Here is a 16,867-nt window from a genome sequence, read left to right on the forward strand (position 1 = left end):
ATGAACTACGCATGGAATTGGAACGTTCTTTTCGAGGAACCTTACGCCGGCTGGCTGCTTTCCGGGTTGCGGGCGACGCTGTTGATTTCGTTCGCGGCCTGGGCCATCGCCATCGTGATCGGCCTAGTGTTGGGCGTGCTGGGCTCGCTGCCCGGCCGCATACGGTGGTTGTTGACGGCCTACGTTTCGGTATTCAGGAACGTGCCGCTCCTGGTGCAGTTGTTCATCTGGTTCTTCGTGGTGCCGGAACTGCTGCCGAGCGAGGCCGGCCGATGGCTCAAGCGCGATCTGCCGATGCCGGAAATCTGGACGGCGATTGCCGCGCTGGGCCTGTTCACCGCCGCCCGCGTCGCGGTCCAGGTCCGCTCCGGCATCGCCGCATTGCCACGCGGACAGCGGCTCGCGGCCTATGCCAGCGGCATGACGCTGCCGCAGGCCTATCGCTTCGTGCTGCTGCCCCAGGCCCTGCGGCTGGTCCTGCCGCCGCTGACCTCGGAGTTTCTTACGGTCTTCAAGAACTCCGCATTGGCGCTGACCATAGGCGTGTTCGAGATGACGGCGCAGAGCCGCCAGATCGAGAGCTATACCTTCAGCGGCTTTGAAGCGTTCACCGCCGCCACCTTGGTGTATCTCTCGATCGCGCTATGTGTGACGGCGGGCATGCGCAGCCTGGAGAAGCGGCTGCTGATTCCCGGCACCCAAGGAGGACGGACATGAACGGCGTATTGGACGTCTCGGTCATCGTGAAGGCGTGGCCGTTCCTGCTGGAGGGCCTGGGGCTGAGCCTGCTGCTGACCCTGGTGGCGATGGCCGGAGGCCTGGCGCTGGGCCTGCTTCTGGCGCTTGCGCGTCTCTCCAGGCATGTGCTTGTCGCGGGAGCCGCCGCCGCGTATGTGAACGGGTTTCGGGCCGTGCCTTTGATCCTCGTCATCTTCTGGTTCTATTTCCTGGTGCCGCTGATCGTCGGCAGGCCCGTGGGGGCGCTACCTTCGGCATTGATCGCCTTCACGCTGTTCGAGGCCGCCTACTACTCGGAGATCATCCGGGCCGGCCTGCAGAGCGTGCGCGTGGGGCAATGGCAGGCCGCGGCAGCGTCGGGCTTGAGCCGTGTGCAGGCGCTGCGCTTCGTGGTGCTGCCGCAGGCCCTGCGCAACATGATGCCCGTGCTCATCACGCAAGCGATCGTGCTGTTCCAGGACACCTCGCTGGTCTACGTCATTTCGTTGCGAGACTTCATGACGTCCACCAGCATCGTGGCCAACCGGGATAACCGCTTGATCGAGATGTACCTGTTCGCAGCGCTCGTCTACTTCGTGCTCTGCGCATCCTTATCACTGGCGGCGCACCTGGCCGCCAAGCGCAGGAGCGCCACATGACAACAGAAAACAAAGAAGCTGCGCCCATGATCGACGTATCCGGACTGTACAAGTCCTATGGCTCGACCCCCGTGCTCAATGGCTGCGACCTGGCGATACGCCGCGGCGAAGTGGCCGTGATCTGCGGACCCTCGGGCTCCGGCAAGAGCACTTTGATCAAGTGCTTCAACGGCCTGGAGTCGTTCCAGCGCGGCAGCGTGCGGGTCGACGGCGTGGACGTGGGCGCCGCGGCCGCCAATCTGAACGATCTGCGCAGTCGCGTCGGCATGGTGTTTCAGCATTTCGAGCTCTATCCGCACCTGTCCGTGCTCGACAACCTCTGTCTGGCTCCCGTGAAGGTGCTGGGCCGGACCCGCGAGGCTGCGCATGACAAGGCCTGCGAACTGCTGGCCCGCGTCGGACTGCCCGGGAAGATCGACGCGTATCCGGCCCAGCTTTCCGGCGGCCAGCAGCAGCGCATCGCGATTGCGCGGGCGCTGGCCATGGACCCCATCGTCATGTTGTTCGATGAACCTACCTCGGCCCTGGATCCCGAAATGATAGGCGAGGTGCTGTCCGTGATGCTGGAGCTGGCGCAGGACGGCATGACGATGGCCGTGGTCACGCACGAGATGGGTTTTGCCCGCCGCGCCGCCGACAACGTCATCTTCATGGATGCGGGCAAAGTCGTGGAGAACACGCCGACGGACATTTTCTTTGCATCGCCCCGCTCGGCGCGCGCGCAAGAGTTCCTTTCGCGGCTCGTCTCCCATTGAAGATATCGAACAAGAAAAGCACCCCTATGACACGCAACAACCCCAAGACCAGCCCCGACGCGTTCATCGCACACGAATCGCTGGGCAAGATGCGCGTGCCCGTTTTCGACGACGTCCGGGCGGCGCTGGAGCGCATCAGGCCTCACGTGGTCTTGACGCCGCTCATGCGATCGGCCGTTCTCGATGCCATCGCCGGCGCGCCAGTCTGGATCAAGTCCGAGAATCAACAGGTGACCGGATCGTTCAAGGCGCGCGGCGCATTCAACGCCTTGCTGGGCCTGAGCGCGGCCGAGAGGCAGCGGGGCGTCATCGCCTACTCCACCGGAAACCATGGACAGGCCATTGCCTGGGCAGCGCGATGTCTCGGCGTTCTCGCAACGATCGTCATGCCGGCCGACGCACCCCGCAACAAGGTCGCGCGGGCGCTGAACCACGGGGCGCGCGTGGTTCATTACGACCGGCGGCTCGAAAGCCGGGAAACCATCGGCATGCGCTTGTTGCAGGAGTCGGGCGGCACGTTGATTCCTCCGGGCGATCACCCCGATGTGTTGGCCGCGCAGGGAACGGTGGCGCTGGAAGCGCTGGATGCGCTTACGCCTGCGGCCAGGGCGAACCTGGGCACGTTTGCCGCGCCTTGCGGCGGCGGCGGTCTGGTGGCTGGCTGCGGTCTGGCGTTGAACGCCCTCCTGCCGCACCTGCGGCTGGTCGCCGTGGAGCCCTGCGGGTTCGACGATACCGTGCGCTCGTTGGCCAGCGGAACCCGCGAGGTCAACGCGCCAACGGCCCGCACGCTGGCCGATGCCTTGCAGGCAGTGACGCCCGCGCAGTTGCCGTTTGAAATCAATCGACATTTTCTCGATGAAGCGCTGGCCGTGACGGACGAGGAAATTGCCCATGCCATCCGCTTCGCGCTGACGGAGCTGGGCATGGTGGTCGAACCGGGCGGCGCCGTGGCGCTGGCGGCGGTGCTGGCCGGACGGTTGCAATTGGGCGGCAAAGACGCGTTGATCGTGCTGTCCGGGGGCAATATCGACATGCCCTTGCTGGCGCGGTTGCTTCAGGAGAGCGATGGAACGGCCGAGTCAGAGCGGGATGCCGTCACCGAGTCATCGCATGCCCCCAATTTTCTTAACACGACGAGGACGCCATGAATGCGATTGAAGAGAAGTTCCTGAAGCTGGGCATTGATAACGCGCCAGGCCAGGAGGTGCGTGAAAGTCTTGAGGGCGAGCGCCAGCCGCATGAAGATGAAAGCCAACCGGGCATCGCTGTCGACTTCTCGCACGGTGACGTCAATGCCGACGCGTTCGAACCTACTCCGGGGGCGTTGGAAGCCTTCGTCCAGGGCGTTCATCGCGGCGGATCCCAGGCTTATACCGAGTACCGCGGCCAGGCGGCCATCCGCGAGAAGCTTGCTCTCGACCTGACGGCGTTTTCGGGGAATCCCGTGTCGGGAACCGAAGAACTCATCATCACGCCCGGCACCCAGAGCGCGTTGTTTCTCGCTGTCGCCAGCACCGTGACGGCCGGCGACAAGGTCGCGATCGTGCAGCCCGACTACTTCGCCAACCGCAAGCTGGTCGAATTCATGGGGGCGGAGATGATCCCCGTGCAACTGGATTACTTGAACGGCACGGCAGACGCAGGCCTGGACCTGCAGCAGCTTGAATCGGCATTCAAGGCGGGCGCAAAGGTCTTTCTGTTCTCAAATCCCAACAACCCCACCGGCGCCGTGTATTCCGGTAGCGAGATCGGGCAGATCGCGGCGCTGGCCGCGAGGTTCGGCGCAACCGTCATCGTCGATCAGCTCTACTCCCGCCTCCTGTATGCGGGGCAGCCCTACGTCCATTTTCGCGGCGTGCGCGAGGCAGGAGACAATGTCGTGACCATCATGGGACCGTCAAAAACGGAATCGTTGAGCGGCTATCGGCTGGGCGTGGCATTCGGCAATGCGCGCATCATCCAGCGCATGGAAAAACTCCAGGCCATCGTATCGCTGCGCGCGCCCGGGTACTGCCAGGCCGTGTTGCAGACCTGGTTCTCCGAACCCGCGGGATGGCTGGCCGACCGCATCGAAAAGCACCAGGGGATCCGCGACGACCTGCTGTCGCTGTTTCGCGGCATCGAGGGCGTGGCGGTACGCACCCCGCAAGCGGGCAGCTACCTGTTTCCGCGATTGCCCAAGTTGCGCACGCCTTTGCAGGCCTTTATCCGGACGCTGCGGTCGCGCGACAAGGTCACGGTCACGCCAGGGACTGAATTCAGCCCGCACGCCGGCGACTGCATCCGCCTCAATTTCTCGCAGAACCACGAGGCTGCGGTCGAGGCCACCAAGCGTATCGCGGCCGCCATCGAAGCGCATCGCCTGGCCTAACTCCTATCGTCGCTTAAAACATGATCCGTAAAGCCTACTCCGGCGAATTGACGCCGCCGCCGGCCGGCACCTATAGCGTGGCCATGCAAGCCGGCCACTTCCTGTTTCTTTCGGGCCAGACCCCGCGCGATCGCGACAGCGTCAGGCATGGGGACAAGACCTTTGCCGTGCAGGCAAGAATGGCGCTAGACAATCTGGAGGCAGCCGCGAATGCGGCGGGGGCCAGCCTGCGAGACGCAGTCAAGGTGGGCGTGTTCTTGCGGGACCTGGGCCATGCGCAGGAATTCGACGCGATCTACGCGAGCTACGTCGGCACGCCGCCGCCCGCCAGGACCTTGATCCAGTCAGGTTTCAGCGCGTTCGACATCGAGGTTGATGCGATACTCGTTCGAGGGCCGGACTAGCCGTTCAACGATGGCGCGCGCCAGTTCAGCCTGGCGCCGCCGCTGCGGCGTATGTCCCTGGCCCCTACACCTGCACGTCGTTGGCCCAGGGCTCGGCCGTCAGGCGTTCCGCCAGATACTCGATGAAGGCCTGCACCCGGGCCGGGCGGCGGCGTCCTGGCGGCGTGACGATATGCAGGGCGATCGGATCCACCTGCCAGTCGTCCATCACGGTCTCCAGCGCGCCCGATTGCAGGTCCTTCCACGCCAGGAACTCCGGCTGCAAGGCCAGGCCCATGCCTGCCTGCAGCGCCGGCGTCAGGGCTTCGGCGTTGTTCACGTTCAGGTGTACCGGCAGGGCCTGGGAAAACTCGCCATGCTTCTCGTGGCGGAAGCGCCAGTTCGAGCCGTTGCGCGCGTACATGTATTGCAGCGCGGTGTGCTGCACCAGATCCTTGGGATGCTTGGGGCGGCCAGCGCGCTTGAAATAGCTGGGCGCGCCCACCAGCAGGATGCGCACCGAGCACAGGCGCCGCGCCAATAGCGTGGAGTCCACCAGGTTGGAGATCCGCAGCGCCAGATCGAAGCGTTCGGACACCAGGTCGGCCTGCTTGTCGCTGAATTCGATTTCCAGGGCCACGTCGGGATTGGCCTGCATGAACGGAGGCAGCATCGGCGCCAGATGAGTGACGCCAAAGGACATGGGCGCGGACAACCTGATCTTGCCGCGCAGGCTGTTCGACTTTTCCGTGACCTCGGATTCGACCGCCTCGCCTTCCTCCAGGATGCGGGCCGCGCGTTCCAGCGCCGCGTAACCGGATTCGGTCAGGGTCATGCTGCGGGAAGTGCGATGAAACAAGGTCGTCTTCATCCTGGCTTCCAGACGGCTGATGGCCTTGGAAACCGTGGCTTGCGACAGGGAGAATTCGGCCGCCGCCTTGGCGAACGATCCTGTCTCGGCGACCTTGGCGAAGACCGCCCAACCTTCCAAATCCGGCAACTTGCTCATCTCATGCTCTCGGGAAATGCCCGCGCCGATGATAGCTGCTGCCTATGGCACGGACAAGATTGGTGTTGAACGCATTGCAGCAAGAGGGTGTCACGCGGCCGTCATCATGCAAGAAATGGAAAGGATGGAATTCCGTGCTGCGGGTTCTCAGGAACATGGTCTCTCCCTACTATGCATACACCGACAGACGAGACGCAAGACCCGCTTCCAGCGGCACTCCCGGCGCCGTCGCAGCGGTGCAGACCAGCATGGTTTGCCAGTGGTTTCGAATACTTTCCTGCCGCCCTTCCCGACCGTTTTCCTAAAAGTGAGATCAGCCATGTCCGCCAACAAATACCTCGAAGTCCTGACCCCGCAGAACAGCCAGCTCATCTTCATCGACCAGCAGCCGCAGATGGCGTTCGGGGTCCAGTCCATCGACCGTCAGACCCTGAAGAACAACGTGGTGGGCCTGGCCAAGGCCGCGCGCACCTTCAACATCCCGACCACCATCACCACCGTCGAAACCGACAGCTTCTCCGGCAACACCTATCCCGAATTGCTGGCCGTCTTCCCCGACCACAAGATCCTGGAGCGCACCTCCATGAACTCCTGGGACGACCAGAACGTGCGCGACGCGCTGGCCGCCAATGGCCGCAAGAAGGTCATCGTCGCCGGCTTGTGGACCGAGGTCTGCAACACCACCTTCGCGCTGTGCGCCATGCTGGAAGGCGAGTACGAGATCTACATGGTGGCAGACGCTTCGGGCGGCACTTCTGTCGACGCGCACAAGTACGCCATGGACCGCATGGTGCAGGCCGGCGTCGTGCCGGTGACCTGGCAGCAGGTGCTGCTGGAATGGCAACGCGACTGGGCCCGCAAGGAAACTTATGACGCCGTCACCGCCATCGTCAAGGAACACTCGGGCGCCTATGGCATGGGCATCGACTACGCCGTGACCCACGTCCACAAGCTGGCGGAGCGCGTCCAGCACGGCGAGCGCATCGGCCCCAACCCCGCCAAGTAAACCGCAAGGCCGGGCCGCCTGGGCGGTCCGGCCGTCACTTGAACACGGCGGGCAGGGTCCTGCGTTCCGCAACGGCCTGACGCGATCCAGGAGAGTTCCATGCCAGACACCAAGACCAACGCTGCGGGCGGCCCCTTCGCGCCCTTGCGCCAGTCCGTATTCGCCGTGCTGTGGGCCGCGACGGTGCTGGGCAATGTCGGCAGCTTCATGCGCGACGTGGCCAGCTCCTGGCTGGTGACGGACCTGTCGGCCAGTCCCACCGCGGTGGCGCTGATCCAGACGGCCGCGACCCTGCCCATCTTCCTGCTTGCCATTCCGGCGGGCGTGCTGTCCGACATCCTCGACCGCCGCCGCTTCCTGATCTTCGTGCAGGTGCTGCTGGCCTGCGTCAGCGGCACGCTGCTGTTGTTGTCGCATTTTGGCGCGCTGACGGTCGACTACCTGATCGCGCTTACCTTCGTGGGCGGCATCGGCGCGGCGCTGATGGGGCCGACCTGGCAATCCATCGTGCCCGAGCTGGTGCCGCGCGAGGAGCTCAAGGGCGCGGTCGCGCTGAACTCGCTGGGTATCAACATCGCGCGCGCCATCGGACCCGCCGCCGGCGGCCTGATCCTGGCCAGCTTCGGCGCGGCGGTCACCTACGGGATGGACGTGCTGAGCTACGTGTTCGTGATCGCCGCCCTGCTCTGGTGGAAGCGTCCCGCAGCCACCGACAGCACGTTGTCGGAAAACTTCTTCGGCGCGTTCCGCGCGGGCCTGCGCTACACGCGGGCCAGCAAGGAGCTGCACCGCGTGCTGCTGCGCGCCGCCGTCTTCTTCCTGTTCGCCAGCGCGGTCTGGGCCTTGCTGCCCCTGGTGGCGCGGCAGATGCTGGGAGGCACGGCCGGCTTCTACGGCGTGCTGCTGGGCGCGGTAGGCGCGGGCGCGATCATCGGCGCCCTGGTCATGCCCAAGCTCAGCGCGCATCTGAGTACGGACGGGTTGGTGCTGCTGGCTTCCCTGGCCAGCGCGGCGGTCATGGCCGTGCTGGTGTTCGCGCCGCCCAAATGGCTGGCCGTGCTGATGCTGGTGGTGCTGGGCATGGGCTGGATCACAGCGCTCACCACGTTCAACGGCGTGGCCCAGGCCATCCTGCCCAACTGGGTGCGCGGCCGCGGGCTGGCGGTGTACCTGATGGTCTTCAACGGCGCGATGGCGGCGGGCAGCCTGGGCTGGGGCCTGGTCGCGCGGGAAATCGGCGTGCCCTATGCGCTGGTAGTGAGCGCCGCGGGTCTGGTCGTGGTGGCCTTGTTGTTCCATCGCGTGCGCCTGCCGGTCGGCGAGGCGGACCTGCAGGCGTCGAACCACTGGCCCGAGCCATTGTTGGCAGAGCCGGTCGCCAACGACCGCGGCCCGGTGCTGGTGCAGGTCGAGTACCGCATCCGCCAGGAAGACCGCCCTGCTTTCCTCGAAGCAATGCAGCGCCTGTCCCAGGAACGCCTGCGCGACGGTGCCTATGCCTGGGGCGTTGTCGAGCACACCAGCGATCCTCAACGCGTGGTCGAGTGGTTCTTCGTGGAATCCTGGGCCGAGCATTTGCGCCAGCATCATCGGGTGTCGCATGCCGATGCCGATCTGCAGGCCGACGCGCTGCGCTTTCACATCGGCCCTGACAAGCCCGAAGTGCACCATTTCCTGGCATTGAAACACTGACCATTTGCATCGGGAGCGAACCATGAACGCCAACAACCCTGCCGCCGCGATCAGCGACAACCCGGCCAAGCACCGCTTCGAATACGCATCGCAAGGCCATCGGGCGATTGCGGCCTACACCCTGGAAGGCGACGTCATTACCTTCACCCATACCCTGGTGCCCGAGGAACTCCAGGGCCAGGGCGTGGCGAAGCAGCTGGTGCTGGCGGGGCTGGCCAGCGCGCGCGAGCGCGGCTTGAAGGTGGTGCCGCGCTGCCCGGTGTTTGAAGCCTATATGCGCAAGCATCCAGAAACGCATGACCTGCTGGCCGCGGAAGGCCGCGATTTGCTTGACCTGTGAACAAGCAGGCCTGATTCCATCCCCCTGAGGCTTCCCATGATCGAGCGCCGTCCTCTTGCAAGCCTGGGCCATGCCCGCCGCGGCTGGCTCGACGTGAAGCACCATTTTTCGTTCGCGAGTTACCAGGATCGCGCACGCATGGGCTGGGGCGCGCTGCGCGCCTGGAATGACGAAACGATCGCGCCGGGCTCGGGCTTTCCGCCCCTGCTGCACCGGGACGTGGAGATCATTACCTGTGTCCGCAAAGGCGCATTGACCCACGAAGACGATCTCGGAAACCGGGGGCGCACGAGCGCGGGCGAGGTGCAGGTCATGAGCGCCGGCAGCGGCGTGACGCATGCCGAGTTCAACCTGGAGGGCGGCCCCGCGCACGTCTTCCAGATCTGGATCGATCCAGACCGCCGCGGCGCGCCGCCGAGCTGGGGCAGGAAGTCCTTCACCCAGGAAGCCTGCAAGGGACGCTTCATCGCCCTGGCCAGCGGCATCGACGGCGACGAGGACGCCCTGCCCATCCGCAGCGACGCGCGGGTGCTGGCCGTCGCGCTCAAGGCCGGCGAAGCCGCCACCTATCGCTTCGCGGACGGCGCGCGCCGCGGCTATCTGGTGGCGGCCAAGGGAAGACTGCAAGTCAACGGCGTGGAGATCGGCCTTGGTGACGGCGCCGCCATCCACGACGAAACCGACGTGTGCCTCATGGCCTTGGACGACGCCGAAGTCCTCCTGGCCGATACGCACGCGTGAGCGGCATCCATACCCTATCCATCGACACAACGAGGACGCACATGAAGATCTATCTGCTATCCCTGGGCGCCGGGCTGCTGGTCGGCGTGGTCTACAGCCTGCTGCAGGTCCGTTCACCCGCTCCGCCCCTGGTGGCGCTCATCGGCTTGCTGGGCATATTGGTTGGCGAGCAGGTCATTCCCGTGGGCAAGCAACTGCTCAAGGGCACCGCCTTCGTCGCCGCCTGCGACAAGGAAAAAGCCGTAGCCCACGTGTTCGGACAATTGCCTGGCCGCCAGGCCCAGGACAAAGAACAAAGCTGAACCCGTCCCTGCACCCAAGGAGATCTCGTATGCCTACACGCCGCGACCTCATCGGTGTAGCTTCCGCCCTGGCCCTCAACGGCATGTTGGGGCGCCACGCCATCGCCAGTTCATCAGGAGTTTCCGCCATGTCCAATGCAACACCGGATGTCATCTTCCATAATGGCCGCATCACCACGCTGGATCGCGCCAGGCCGCAGGCCAGCGCGGTCGCGATCAAGGACGGCAGGTTCGTGGCCGTCGGCACCGATGCCGAAGTCATGCCGCTGGCCGGCGCCGGCACCCGGGTCGTCGACCTGAAGCGCCGCGCGGCCTTGCCGGGCCTGTACGACAACCACACCCACGTGGTGCGCGGCGGCCTGAACTACAACATGGAGCTGCGCTGGGACGGCGTGCGTACGCTGGCGGACGCCATGGCCATGCTGAAGCGCCAGGTCGCCATCACGCCCGCGCCGCAATGGGTGCGCGTGGTGGGCGGCTTCACCGAGCACCAGTTCGCCGAGAAGCGCCTGCCCACGATCGAGGAGATCAACGCCATCGCGCCAGACACGCCGGTGTTCCTCCTGCACCTGTACGACCGCGCGCTGCTCAACGGCGCGGCCCTGCGCGCGGTGGGCTATACCAAGACCACGCCCAACCCTCCGGGCGGCGAGATCATGCGCGACGCGCAAGGCAACCCGACCGGGCTGCTGCTGGCCAAGCCCAACGCGACCATCCTGTACGCCACGCTGGCCAAGGGTCCCAAGCTGCCATTCGACTATCAAGTCAATTCCACTCGCCACTTCATGCGCGAGCTGAACCGGCTGGGCGTGACAGGCGTGATCGACGCGGGCGGCGGCTTCCAGAACTATCCGGACGACTATGCCGTCATCCAGAAGCTGGCGGACGACAACCAGATGACGGTGCGGCTGGCCTACAACCTCTTCACGCAGAAGCCCAAGCAGGAAAAGGAAGACTTCCTCAACTGGACCTCCAGCGTGAAGTACAAGCAGGGCACGGATTACTTCCGCCACAACGGCGCCGGCGAAATGCTGGTGTTCTCGGCCGCCGACTTCGAGGACTTCCGCGTCGAGCGTCCGGACATGCCGCCGGAGATGGAAGGCGAGCTGGAGGAAGTGGTGCGTGTGCTGGTGCAGAACAAGTGGCCGTGGCGCTTGCACGCCACCTATGACGAGACCATTTCGCGCGCGCTGGACGTGTTCGAGAAAGTGCATCGCGACACGCCGCTGACCGGGCTGAACTGGTTCTTCGACCACGCCGAAACCATTTCCGACAAGTCCATCGACCGCATCGCCGCGCTGGGCGGCGGCATCGCCGTGCAACACCGCATGGCCTACCAGGGCGAATACTTCATCGAACGCTACGGCGCCAAGGCCGCCGAAGCCACCCCGCCCGTGGCCAAGATCCTGCAACGTGGCGTGAAGGTGTCGGCCGGCACCGACGCGACCCGCGTCGCTTCCTACAACCCCTGGGTGTCCCTGTCCTGGATGGTCACCGGCAAGACCGTGGGCGGCACCCGCCTCTATCCGGCGCGCAACTGCCTGGACCGCGAGACCGCGCTGCGCATGTGGACCGAGAACGTGGCCTGGTTCTCCAACGAGGAAGGCAAGCGAGGCCGTATCGAACCCGGCCAGCTGGCCGACTTCATCGTGCCGGACAAGGATTACTTCAGCTGCGCGGAGGACGACATCTCGTTCCTCACCTCGGACCTGACCGTGGTCGGCGGCCGCGTGGTCTACGGCGCGGGCGAATTCGGGCCGCTGGACGACAACCCGTTGCCGCCCGCGATGCCCGACTGGTCGCCCACCCGGTTGTTCGGCGGCTATGCGGCCTGGGGCGATCCGGACGGCGCCGGCCGCAACTCGCTGGGCTACCGCAACATGGCGGCCTGCGCTTGCGCCAGCTCTTGCGGTCTGCATGGGCATGACCATGCCCGCGCCTGGGCGTCGAACGCGCCTAGCTCGGACCTGCAGGGCTTCTTCGGCGCGCTGGGCTGCTCCTGCTGGGCCGTCTGAGGAGACCCGCCATGAGCACACCCATGCAATGGGAACGGCGGCTGGCCGACGTGGCCCGCCCGCTGTTCGGCGCTGCCGCGGTCCGCTTCCTGGCCTACCTGGGCCTGTGCGCGGCCTACATCCAGGGCGGGTTGGTGAAGCTCACCGACTTTGCCGGCGCGCAGCAGGAGATGGCGCACTTCGGCTTGGCGCCTGAGCCCGTGTTCGCCGTGCTGGTGATCGCGCTGGAACTGGTGGCGTCCCTGATGATCTTGACGGGCCGGCTGCGATGGCTGGGCGCGCTGGCGCTGGCCGCCTTCACGCTGCTGGCGACCGGCATCGCGCTGCGCTACTGGGAGATGCCGATGGGGCAGGAACGGTTCATGGCGGCGAACTCGTTCTACGAGCATCTGGGCCTGGCGGGCGGATTCCTGCTGGTGGCGTGGCTGGACCTGCAGGAAGCGAAGCCCCGGCGCGCGGCAGGCTGAACGGGGTCCGCTGCCGGCAAGCGTCATGGCAATGACGGTGGCAACTGTAGCGGCGACTGTAGCGGCGACTGTAGCGGCAACTATGGGCGCAACTACGGCGCCGCCGCCGCGTCCGGCGGCGCTCCGCAGACCTGCTTGATGGTCTGCCGCAGCCAGCGGTGCGCGGGGTCGCTGTCCAGCCGCGGCGGCCAGGCCTGCACCACGGTGACCGGGCGCATGGGCACCGGCACTTCGAACGCGCTCAGTTTCAGGCCCAGGCGTTCGACGCCAGGCATCAGGTTCTGCGGCATGGACGGCAGCACCAGGTCGGAATCGGCCAGCGCAAAGATCGCGGCATGGAAGGTGGGCGTGATCAGCGTGACGTGGCGCGCCAGCCCGAGTTCTTCCAGGGTGTCGTCCAGCGGACCGCGCGCGCGTCCCCGGCGCGAGACGCTGACGTGGTCGTAGGCGCAGAAGCGCTGCGGGGTGATGGGCGCCTTGAAGATCGGGTGCTCCTTGCGCGCCAGTCCGCAGAACGCGGTGGTGAACAGGGTCTGCACCTTGATGTCGGCGCCGAACTTCTGGGATGAGCCTATGTAGAGGTCGGCATCGCCGCTGAGCGCGTCGGCGTCGTGATTGCCTTCGGAGACGAAGCGCAGCACGGCGCGGGGCGCGTAGCGGCGCAGGTGCTCGCGCAGCCGGCCGCCGTAGCCGCCCGCGAAAACGTCGTTGGCGCGCAGGGTGAAGACGCGGGTCAGGGTCGCAAGGTTGACGTCTTCGCCGAAGGCGGTGAAGACGGCCTGCGCCTGTTCGATCACGTGACGCACCTGCGCGTGCAGGGCCAGCGCCCGGGGCGTGGGCGCCAGGCCGCGGCCGGAGCGCACCAGAACAGGGTCGCCGACGGCTTCCCGGATGCGCGCCAGGCTGCGGCTCATGGCGGGAGTGCTCAGGTTCAGCCGGCGGGCCGCGCCGACGACGCTGCCTTCCTGGATCAACACGTCCAGGGTCAATAGCAGATTCAGGTCTAGCGGTTTCATCTGGCCAAGCATAGCGCGGCGGGCGCGTCGGGCAGGCGTTACAGGGTTGCGTCTGGCGCACTTCTGGATTGCGCGTTACGGCATTCCCCGGCGCCCCGTCCGGGAACAACATTCGAGCCGTGGCTGCGCGTGGGCGCAGGCCGTATGAGAACCGAGGAGAGACAAATGGCGCTGGAAGTTCTGGAACTGCATCATCACGCCGTGCGCATGCCGCTGGACAAGGTCGCGGCCATGGGCGCGTTCTACGGAGACGTGCTGGGACTGGATACGGACCGTGGCCGCTGGGAGATTCCGGGCATCGCCGGGTACTTCCTGGACATGGGCAACGACTGCCAGATCCACCTGCTGGGCAGCGACGGCCCGTCACCCTATTCCCAAGGCCCGGGCTGCGACCCTGTGGAAAACCACGTGGCGCTGGCCGTGCGCGATATCGCGGCGGCCGAGACCGAACTGCAGCGTCTTGCAGTGGATTATTGGAAGCTGGAAAACGTGGCCGCGCCCGATCTCATGCAGCTGTTCCTGCGCGATCCTGTGGGCAACCTGATTGAGCTGCACCAGATCGGCCGCTGCCGCTGCAAGCGCAGCGACCGCGTGTTCGCCGATACGAAGGCCGCGCAAGGCGCCGCGCCCACGCAGGGCCGGGGCTGAGGGGCCTGGGGACAAGTCATGTTCATCGATCTGAACGACCTGGCAGGCCCGGCCCGCTACAAGCTGCTGACCGCGGCGATCGTGCCGCGGCCCATCGCCTGGATCGTGTCGCGCGACGCCGCCGGGACGACGAACGTGGCGCCGTTCTCGTTCTTCAACCTGATGTCCGGCGATCCGGCGTTGATCTGCGTCGGCATCGGCGTGCGTGGCGACGCGCCCAAGGACACCGCGCGCAATATCGCCGAACGCGGCGAGTTCACCGTAAGCCTGGTGTCCGCCCCGCAGGCCGGCCGGATGAACGTGACGGCGGTGGATTTTCCGGCGGGCGTGGACGAGTCCCTGGAGGCCGGCCTGGAGCTGGCGCCGTCGCGGCGCATCGAGGTGCCCTGGGTGGCGCAGTCACCCGTGGCATTCGAGTGCCGCGTGCATGAACTGATGCGCATCGACCGCCGCAGCCTGATCGTGGCGCAGGTGGCGGCCATGCATGTGCGCGACGACGTGGTGGCGGACCGGGAGCATCTGTATCTGGATGGCCCCGCGATGGACCTGCTGGCGCGCCTGCATAACCCAGGCTGGTATTGCCGGCCGCAGGCGGCCTTTCAGATGCCTCAGCTGACGCTGGCGCAGTGGGAGGCAATGAAGCTGTCCGGCGAGGCCGAGCGGTATCTGGAGCAAGGCGCCGCAGCGCGCTGATGGAACAGGCGCGAAGTCACCGCCCCGCCCGCGCCTTCAGATCCCCCATCTCTTCCTGCATCAGCTGGTGCGCATAGCGTGAAAACACGCTGACCAGCCGCGTGCGCGTGTGGTACGGCGGATAAAGCAGCGCCACCGTCACCGGCACGGCGGGGCTGAAGGGGCGGATCTCGACGTTGTGCGCGGCGTATTCCTCGCGCGCGGCCAGCGGGTTGATGAGCGCCACGCCCAATCCTGCGCCGACCAGGGCGCAGATGGACGAGCCCAGGCCGGCTTCGGCCACGGTCTGGCGTTCGACCTTGGCTGTCTTGAATATCGTGTCGATCTTTTCGCGCAGCGCCGTGCCGCTGGTGAAGGCGACGAACGGCTCGCCGGCGAAGTCGGCGGGCTTGAGCTTCTTCAGCCTGGCCAGGCGATGGCCCTTGGGCACCACCGCCACGCAGCTCATGGTCAGCACCGGTTCGACCTGGATGCCGGGGGCGTCGCCGGACAGCATCGCCAGGCCGGTGTCGCAGAACCCCGAGCTGATCCACTGGTGCACCGTGCTGGCGTTGCCGGAATGGATGGACACCATCACATCCGGGTATTCGGTCTTGAAGGCGGCGACGATGCGCGCCAGCAGGCCGCCCGCCAGCCGCGGCATGGCGGCCACGCTCAGGCGGCTGGCGCTGAACGAGCGGATGCTGGCCGCGGCCGATTCCAGGCCGGCCAGGCCGATGAAGGTTTTTTCCACTTCCTGGAAGAAGCGCGAACCGTCCTGCGTCGGCGTCAGGCGGCTGCCGTTGCGATCGAACAAGGCGAACTGGGTAATGGCTTCCAATTGCGCAATTAAGCGGCTAACGTGCGGCTGCGAGGTGTGCACGCGGCGTGCTGCGGCGGTCATCGAGCCGGTCATCATGACGGCGCGGAACGCCTCGATGTGCCTCAGGCCCATCCGTGGAATGGCCATGTCAAATCCGTATAGAGGAATACTTGATTGGAACTGGATAAAACCATACCGCTAGTTGATACTTTTTGCCAGCCGCGGGGCTCATCGCGGGACGCGGCGGTTGCCGGCCAGACCGGCACCGTTGATCGTGAACATAAGCATGCGCCGCAAGAACGGCGCCAAGGGAATCAGATGAAAGCACTTGCTGCGATCTCCGTCGCCGCGGCCCTGCTCGGCAGCGCCGCATCCGCCCAGGCCGAAGGCCCCAGCCGCCTGGACAAGATCAAGGAAACCGGCGTGATCACGCTGGGCCACCCGGAGACCTCGGTTCCGTTCGCCTATCTCGACGGCAACCAGAAGCCGATCGGCTACACCGTGGAGATCTGCCAGGAAGTCGCCCAGTACGTGAAGGCCGCCCTGAAGCTGCCCAAGCTGGAGGTGCGCTACAACCCGACGACGTCGGCCACGCGCATTCCGCTGCTGGCCAACGGCACCATCGACCTGGAGTGCGGCAACACCACCAACAACCTCGACCGCCACAAGCTGGTGTCGTTCGCGCCCACGACCTTCGTGGCGCAGGTGGTGCTGGTCGCGCGCAAGGACGGCGGCGTGGATCCCAACAACCTGGAATCCTTCCGTGGCAAGTCCATCGCCGCGCAGGCTGGCGGCCAGACCTTCCGCCTGATCTCGCAATTGAACGCCAAGGGCAACCTGGGCATCACCATGGCGCCCACCAAGGACACGGCCGAAACGATTCTGATGGTGGAGTCGGGCCGCGCCGCGGGTTCGGCCAACGATGACGGCATCGCCTATGGCGCGGTGGCTTCGTCGAAGAATCCCGACGCCTTCGTGATCGGCACCAAGGGCCTGGAAATGGCGCCTTACGGCATCATGGAACCCAAGGACGACCCGGCCTTCAAGAAGGTGGTGGACGATGCCGTGCGCGACCTGATCAAGACGGGCAAGGTGGCCGCGATCTACGAGAAGTACTTCAATTCGCCGATCCCGCCCAAGCAGATCAACCTGAAGTACCCGATGAGCGATGCGTTGAAGCGCGCGCTGGCCAATCCGACCGATTCGGGCGATCCCAAGGCGTACGAGTAAGCAGGCTGTCCGCGGGAC

The 16,867-nt window shown here is 65.8% G+C and carries 19 protein-coding genes; 16 read left to right on the forward strand and 3 right to left on the reverse strand.

Annotation, left to right across the window (positions count from 1 at the left end):
- The 6 genes from HWY37_RS20880 to HWY37_RS20905 are packed head-to-tail and all read left to right on the forward strand — an operon-like array spanning position 1 to position 4,909.
- Positions 1–717, forward strand: a complete 717-nt coding sequence (locus HWY37_RS20880) for an amino acid ABC transporter permease (protein WP_176089804.1) — start codon at positions 1–3, stop codon at positions 715–717.
- Entirely contained in the window at positions 714–1,376 is a 663-nt protein-coding gene (locus HWY37_RS20885) for an amino acid ABC transporter permease (protein WP_176089741.1), read from the forward strand. Before HWY37_RS20880 ends, HWY37_RS20885 begins: the two co-directional genes overlap by 4 nt.
- A gap of 26 nt (positions 1,377–1,402) precedes the next feature.
- Positions 1,403–2,131 carry an amino acid ABC transporter ATP-binding protein gene (locus HWY37_RS20890; RefSeq protein WP_176089805.1) on the forward strand — a complete coding sequence of 243 codons (729 nt, stop codon included), beginning with the start codon at positions 1,403–1,405 and terminating at the stop codon, positions 2,129–2,131.
- Positions 2,132–2,157: 26 nt separating this feature from the next.
- The gene (locus tag HWY37_RS20895) at positions 2,158–3,282 is read left to right on the forward strand and encodes a threonine ammonia-lyase (protein ID WP_246302356.1); all 1,125 of its coding nucleotides are present in this window, start codon (positions 2,158–2,160) and stop codon (positions 3,280–3,282) included.
- Complete coding sequence (locus HWY37_RS20900) at positions 3,279–4,505, forward strand: pyridoxal phosphate-dependent aminotransferase (protein ID WP_176089742.1); 1,227 nt, start codon at positions 3,279–3,281, stop codon at positions 4,503–4,505. Before HWY37_RS20895 ends, HWY37_RS20900 begins: the two co-directional genes overlap by 4 nt.
- A gap of 20 nt (positions 4,506–4,525) precedes the next feature.
- Positions 4,526–4,909: a RidA family protein gene (locus HWY37_RS20905; RefSeq protein WP_176089743.1), complete on the forward strand. Its 384-nt coding sequence runs from the start codon at positions 4,526–4,528 to the stop codon at positions 4,907–4,909.
- 64 nt (positions 4,910–4,973) lie between these two features.
- Here the strand turns inward: HWY37_RS20905 and HWY37_RS20910 are convergent, their stop codons facing one another.
- On the reverse strand, positions 4,974–5,897 hold the full coding sequence (locus tag HWY37_RS20910; protein WP_176089744.1) for a LysR family transcriptional regulator: 924 nt from the start codon (positions 5,895–5,897) through the stop codon (positions 4,974–4,976).
- A 319-nt stretch (positions 5,898–6,216) separates the two neighbouring features.
- On the opposite strand from HWY37_RS20910, the gene HWY37_RS20915 reads away from it, so the two are divergent.
- From HWY37_RS20915 to HWY37_RS20945, 7 genes are all read left to right on the forward strand, one after another.
- Positions 6,217–6,903, forward strand: a complete 687-nt coding sequence (locus HWY37_RS20915; RefSeq protein ID WP_175205364.1) for a hydrolase — start codon at positions 6,217–6,219, stop codon at positions 6,901–6,903.
- Positions 6,904–7,002: 99 nt separating this feature from the next.
- Complete coding sequence (locus HWY37_RS20920; protein WP_176089745.1) at positions 7,003–8,595, forward strand: MFS transporter; 1,593 nt, start codon at positions 7,003–7,005, stop codon at positions 8,593–8,595.
- Between the two features lie 22 nt (positions 8,596–8,617).
- Positions 8,618–8,935 (forward strand): GNAT family N-acetyltransferase, encoded by a 318-nt coding sequence (locus tag HWY37_RS20925; RefSeq protein ID WP_176089746.1) that lies wholly within the window; start codon positions 8,618–8,620, stop codon positions 8,933–8,935.
- A gap of 36 nt (positions 8,936–8,971) precedes the next feature.
- Positions 8,972–9,676: a pirin family protein gene (locus tag HWY37_RS20930; RefSeq protein ID WP_176089747.1), complete on the forward strand. Its 705-nt coding sequence runs from the start codon at positions 8,972–8,974 to the stop codon at positions 9,674–9,676.
- A 41-nt stretch (positions 9,677–9,717) separates the two neighbouring features.
- Positions 9,718–9,978: a XapX domain-containing protein gene (locus tag HWY37_RS20935; protein WP_175205360.1), complete on the forward strand. Its 261-nt coding sequence runs from the start codon at positions 9,718–9,720 to the stop codon at positions 9,976–9,978.
- 128 nt (positions 9,979–10,106) lie between these two features.
- Positions 10,107–11,993, forward strand: a complete 1,887-nt coding sequence (locus tag HWY37_RS20940; RefSeq protein WP_217706405.1) for an amidohydrolase — start codon at positions 10,107–10,109, stop codon at positions 11,991–11,993.
- An 11-nt stretch (positions 11,994–12,004) separates the two neighbouring features.
- Positions 12,005–12,460, forward strand: a complete 456-nt coding sequence (locus HWY37_RS20945; protein WP_176089749.1) for a DoxX family protein — start codon at positions 12,005–12,007, stop codon at positions 12,458–12,460.
- Between the two features lie 92 nt (positions 12,461–12,552).
- Here HWY37_RS20945 and HWY37_RS20950 read toward each other — a convergent pair whose 3' ends face one another.
- Positions 12,553–13,476, reverse strand: a complete 924-nt coding sequence (locus HWY37_RS20950) for a LysR family transcriptional regulator (RefSeq protein WP_175205357.1) — start codon at positions 13,474–13,476, stop codon at positions 12,553–12,555.
- A gap of 165 nt (positions 13,477–13,641) precedes the next feature.
- Between HWY37_RS20950 and HWY37_RS20955 the strand changes: the two genes are divergently transcribed.
- Entirely contained in the window at positions 13,642–14,124 is a 483-nt protein-coding gene (locus tag HWY37_RS20955) for a VOC family protein (RefSeq protein WP_176089750.1), read from the forward strand.
- An 18-nt stretch (positions 14,125–14,142) separates the two neighbouring features.
- Positions 14,143–14,817: a flavin reductase family protein gene (locus HWY37_RS20960; RefSeq protein ID WP_175205355.1), complete on the forward strand. Its 675-nt coding sequence runs from the start codon at positions 14,143–14,145 to the stop codon at positions 14,815–14,817.
- Between the two features lie 16 nt (positions 14,818–14,833).
- Here the strand turns inward: HWY37_RS20960 and HWY37_RS20965 are convergent, their stop codons facing one another.
- Positions 14,834–15,766: a LysR substrate-binding domain-containing protein gene (locus HWY37_RS20965; protein WP_175205354.1), complete on the reverse strand. Its 933-nt coding sequence runs from the start codon at positions 15,764–15,766 to the stop codon at positions 14,834–14,836.
- A gap of 171 nt (positions 15,767–15,937) precedes the next feature.
- Between HWY37_RS20965 and HWY37_RS20970 the strand changes: the two genes are divergently transcribed.
- The gene (locus HWY37_RS20970) at positions 15,938–16,849 is read left to right on the forward strand and encodes an amino acid ABC transporter substrate-binding protein (protein ID WP_176089751.1); all 912 of its coding nucleotides are present in this window, start codon (positions 15,938–15,940) and stop codon (positions 16,847–16,849) included.
- Positions 16,850–16,867: the final 18 nt, after the last annotated feature.

Origin of the sequence: Achromobacter anxifer (assembly GCF_903652925.1) — a bacterium.
Classification (GTDB): domain Bacteria; phylum Pseudomonadota; class Gammaproteobacteria; order Burkholderiales; family Burkholderiaceae_B; genus Achromobacter; species Achromobacter anxifer.

Excerpts from the sequence above, each read along its gene's own strand:
- HWY37_RS20880 (WP_176089804.1), top strand. The coding sequence starts at position 1 with ATGAACTACGCATGGAATTGGAACGTTCTTTTCGAGGAACCTTACGCC.
- HWY37_RS20885 (WP_176089741.1), top strand. The coding sequence starts at position 714 with ATGAACGGCGTATTGGACGTCTCGGTCATCGTGAAGGCGTGGCCGTTC.
- HWY37_RS20890 (WP_176089805.1), top strand. The coding sequence starts at position 1,403 with ATGATCGACGTATCCGGACTGTACAAGTCCTATGGCTCGACCCCCGTG.
- HWY37_RS20895 (WP_246302356.1), top strand. The coding sequence starts at position 2,158 with ATGACACGCAACAACCCCAAGACCAGCCCCGACGCGTTCATCGCACAC.
- HWY37_RS20900 (WP_176089742.1), top strand. The coding sequence starts at position 3,279 with ATGAATGCGATTGAAGAGAAGTTCCTGAAGCTGGGCATTGATAACGCG.
- HWY37_RS20905 (WP_176089743.1), top strand. The coding sequence starts at position 4,526 with ATGATCCGTAAAGCCTACTCCGGCGAATTGACGCCGCCGCCGGCCGGC.
- HWY37_RS20910 (WP_176089744.1), bottom strand. The coding sequence starts at position 5,897 with ATGAGCAAGTTGCCGGATTTGGAAGGTTGGGCGGTCTTCGCCAAGGTC.
- HWY37_RS20915 (WP_175205364.1), top strand. The coding sequence starts at position 6,217 with ATGTCCGCCAACAAATACCTCGAAGTCCTGACCCCGCAGAACAGCCAG.
- HWY37_RS20920 (WP_176089745.1), top strand. The coding sequence starts at position 7,003 with ATGCCAGACACCAAGACCAACGCTGCGGGCGGCCCCTTCGCGCCCTTG.
- HWY37_RS20925 (WP_176089746.1), top strand. The coding sequence starts at position 8,618 with ATGAACGCCAACAACCCTGCCGCCGCGATCAGCGACAACCCGGCCAAG.
- HWY37_RS20930 (WP_176089747.1), top strand. The coding sequence starts at position 8,972 with ATGATCGAGCGCCGTCCTCTTGCAAGCCTGGGCCATGCCCGCCGCGGC.
- HWY37_RS20935 (WP_175205360.1), top strand. The coding sequence starts at position 9,718 with ATGAAGATCTATCTGCTATCCCTGGGCGCCGGGCTGCTGGTCGGCGTG.
- HWY37_RS20940 (WP_217706405.1), top strand. The coding sequence starts at position 10,107 with ATGTCCAATGCAACACCGGATGTCATCTTCCATAATGGCCGCATCACC.
- HWY37_RS20945 (WP_176089749.1), top strand. The coding sequence starts at position 12,005 with ATGAGCACACCCATGCAATGGGAACGGCGGCTGGCCGACGTGGCCCGC.
- HWY37_RS20950 (WP_175205357.1), bottom strand. The coding sequence starts at position 13,476 with ATGAAACCGCTAGACCTGAATCTGCTATTGACCCTGGACGTGTTGATC.
- HWY37_RS20955 (WP_176089750.1), top strand. The coding sequence starts at position 13,642 with ATGGCGCTGGAAGTTCTGGAACTGCATCATCACGCCGTGCGCATGCCG.
- HWY37_RS20960 (WP_175205355.1), top strand. The coding sequence starts at position 14,143 with ATGTTCATCGATCTGAACGACCTGGCAGGCCCGGCCCGCTACAAGCTG.
- HWY37_RS20965 (WP_175205354.1), bottom strand. The coding sequence starts at position 15,766 with ATGGCCATTCCACGGATGGGCCTGAGGCACATCGAGGCGTTCCGCGCC.
- HWY37_RS20970 (WP_176089751.1), top strand. The coding sequence starts at position 15,938 with ATGAAAGCACTTGCTGCGATCTCCGTCGCCGCGGCCCTGCTCGGCAGC.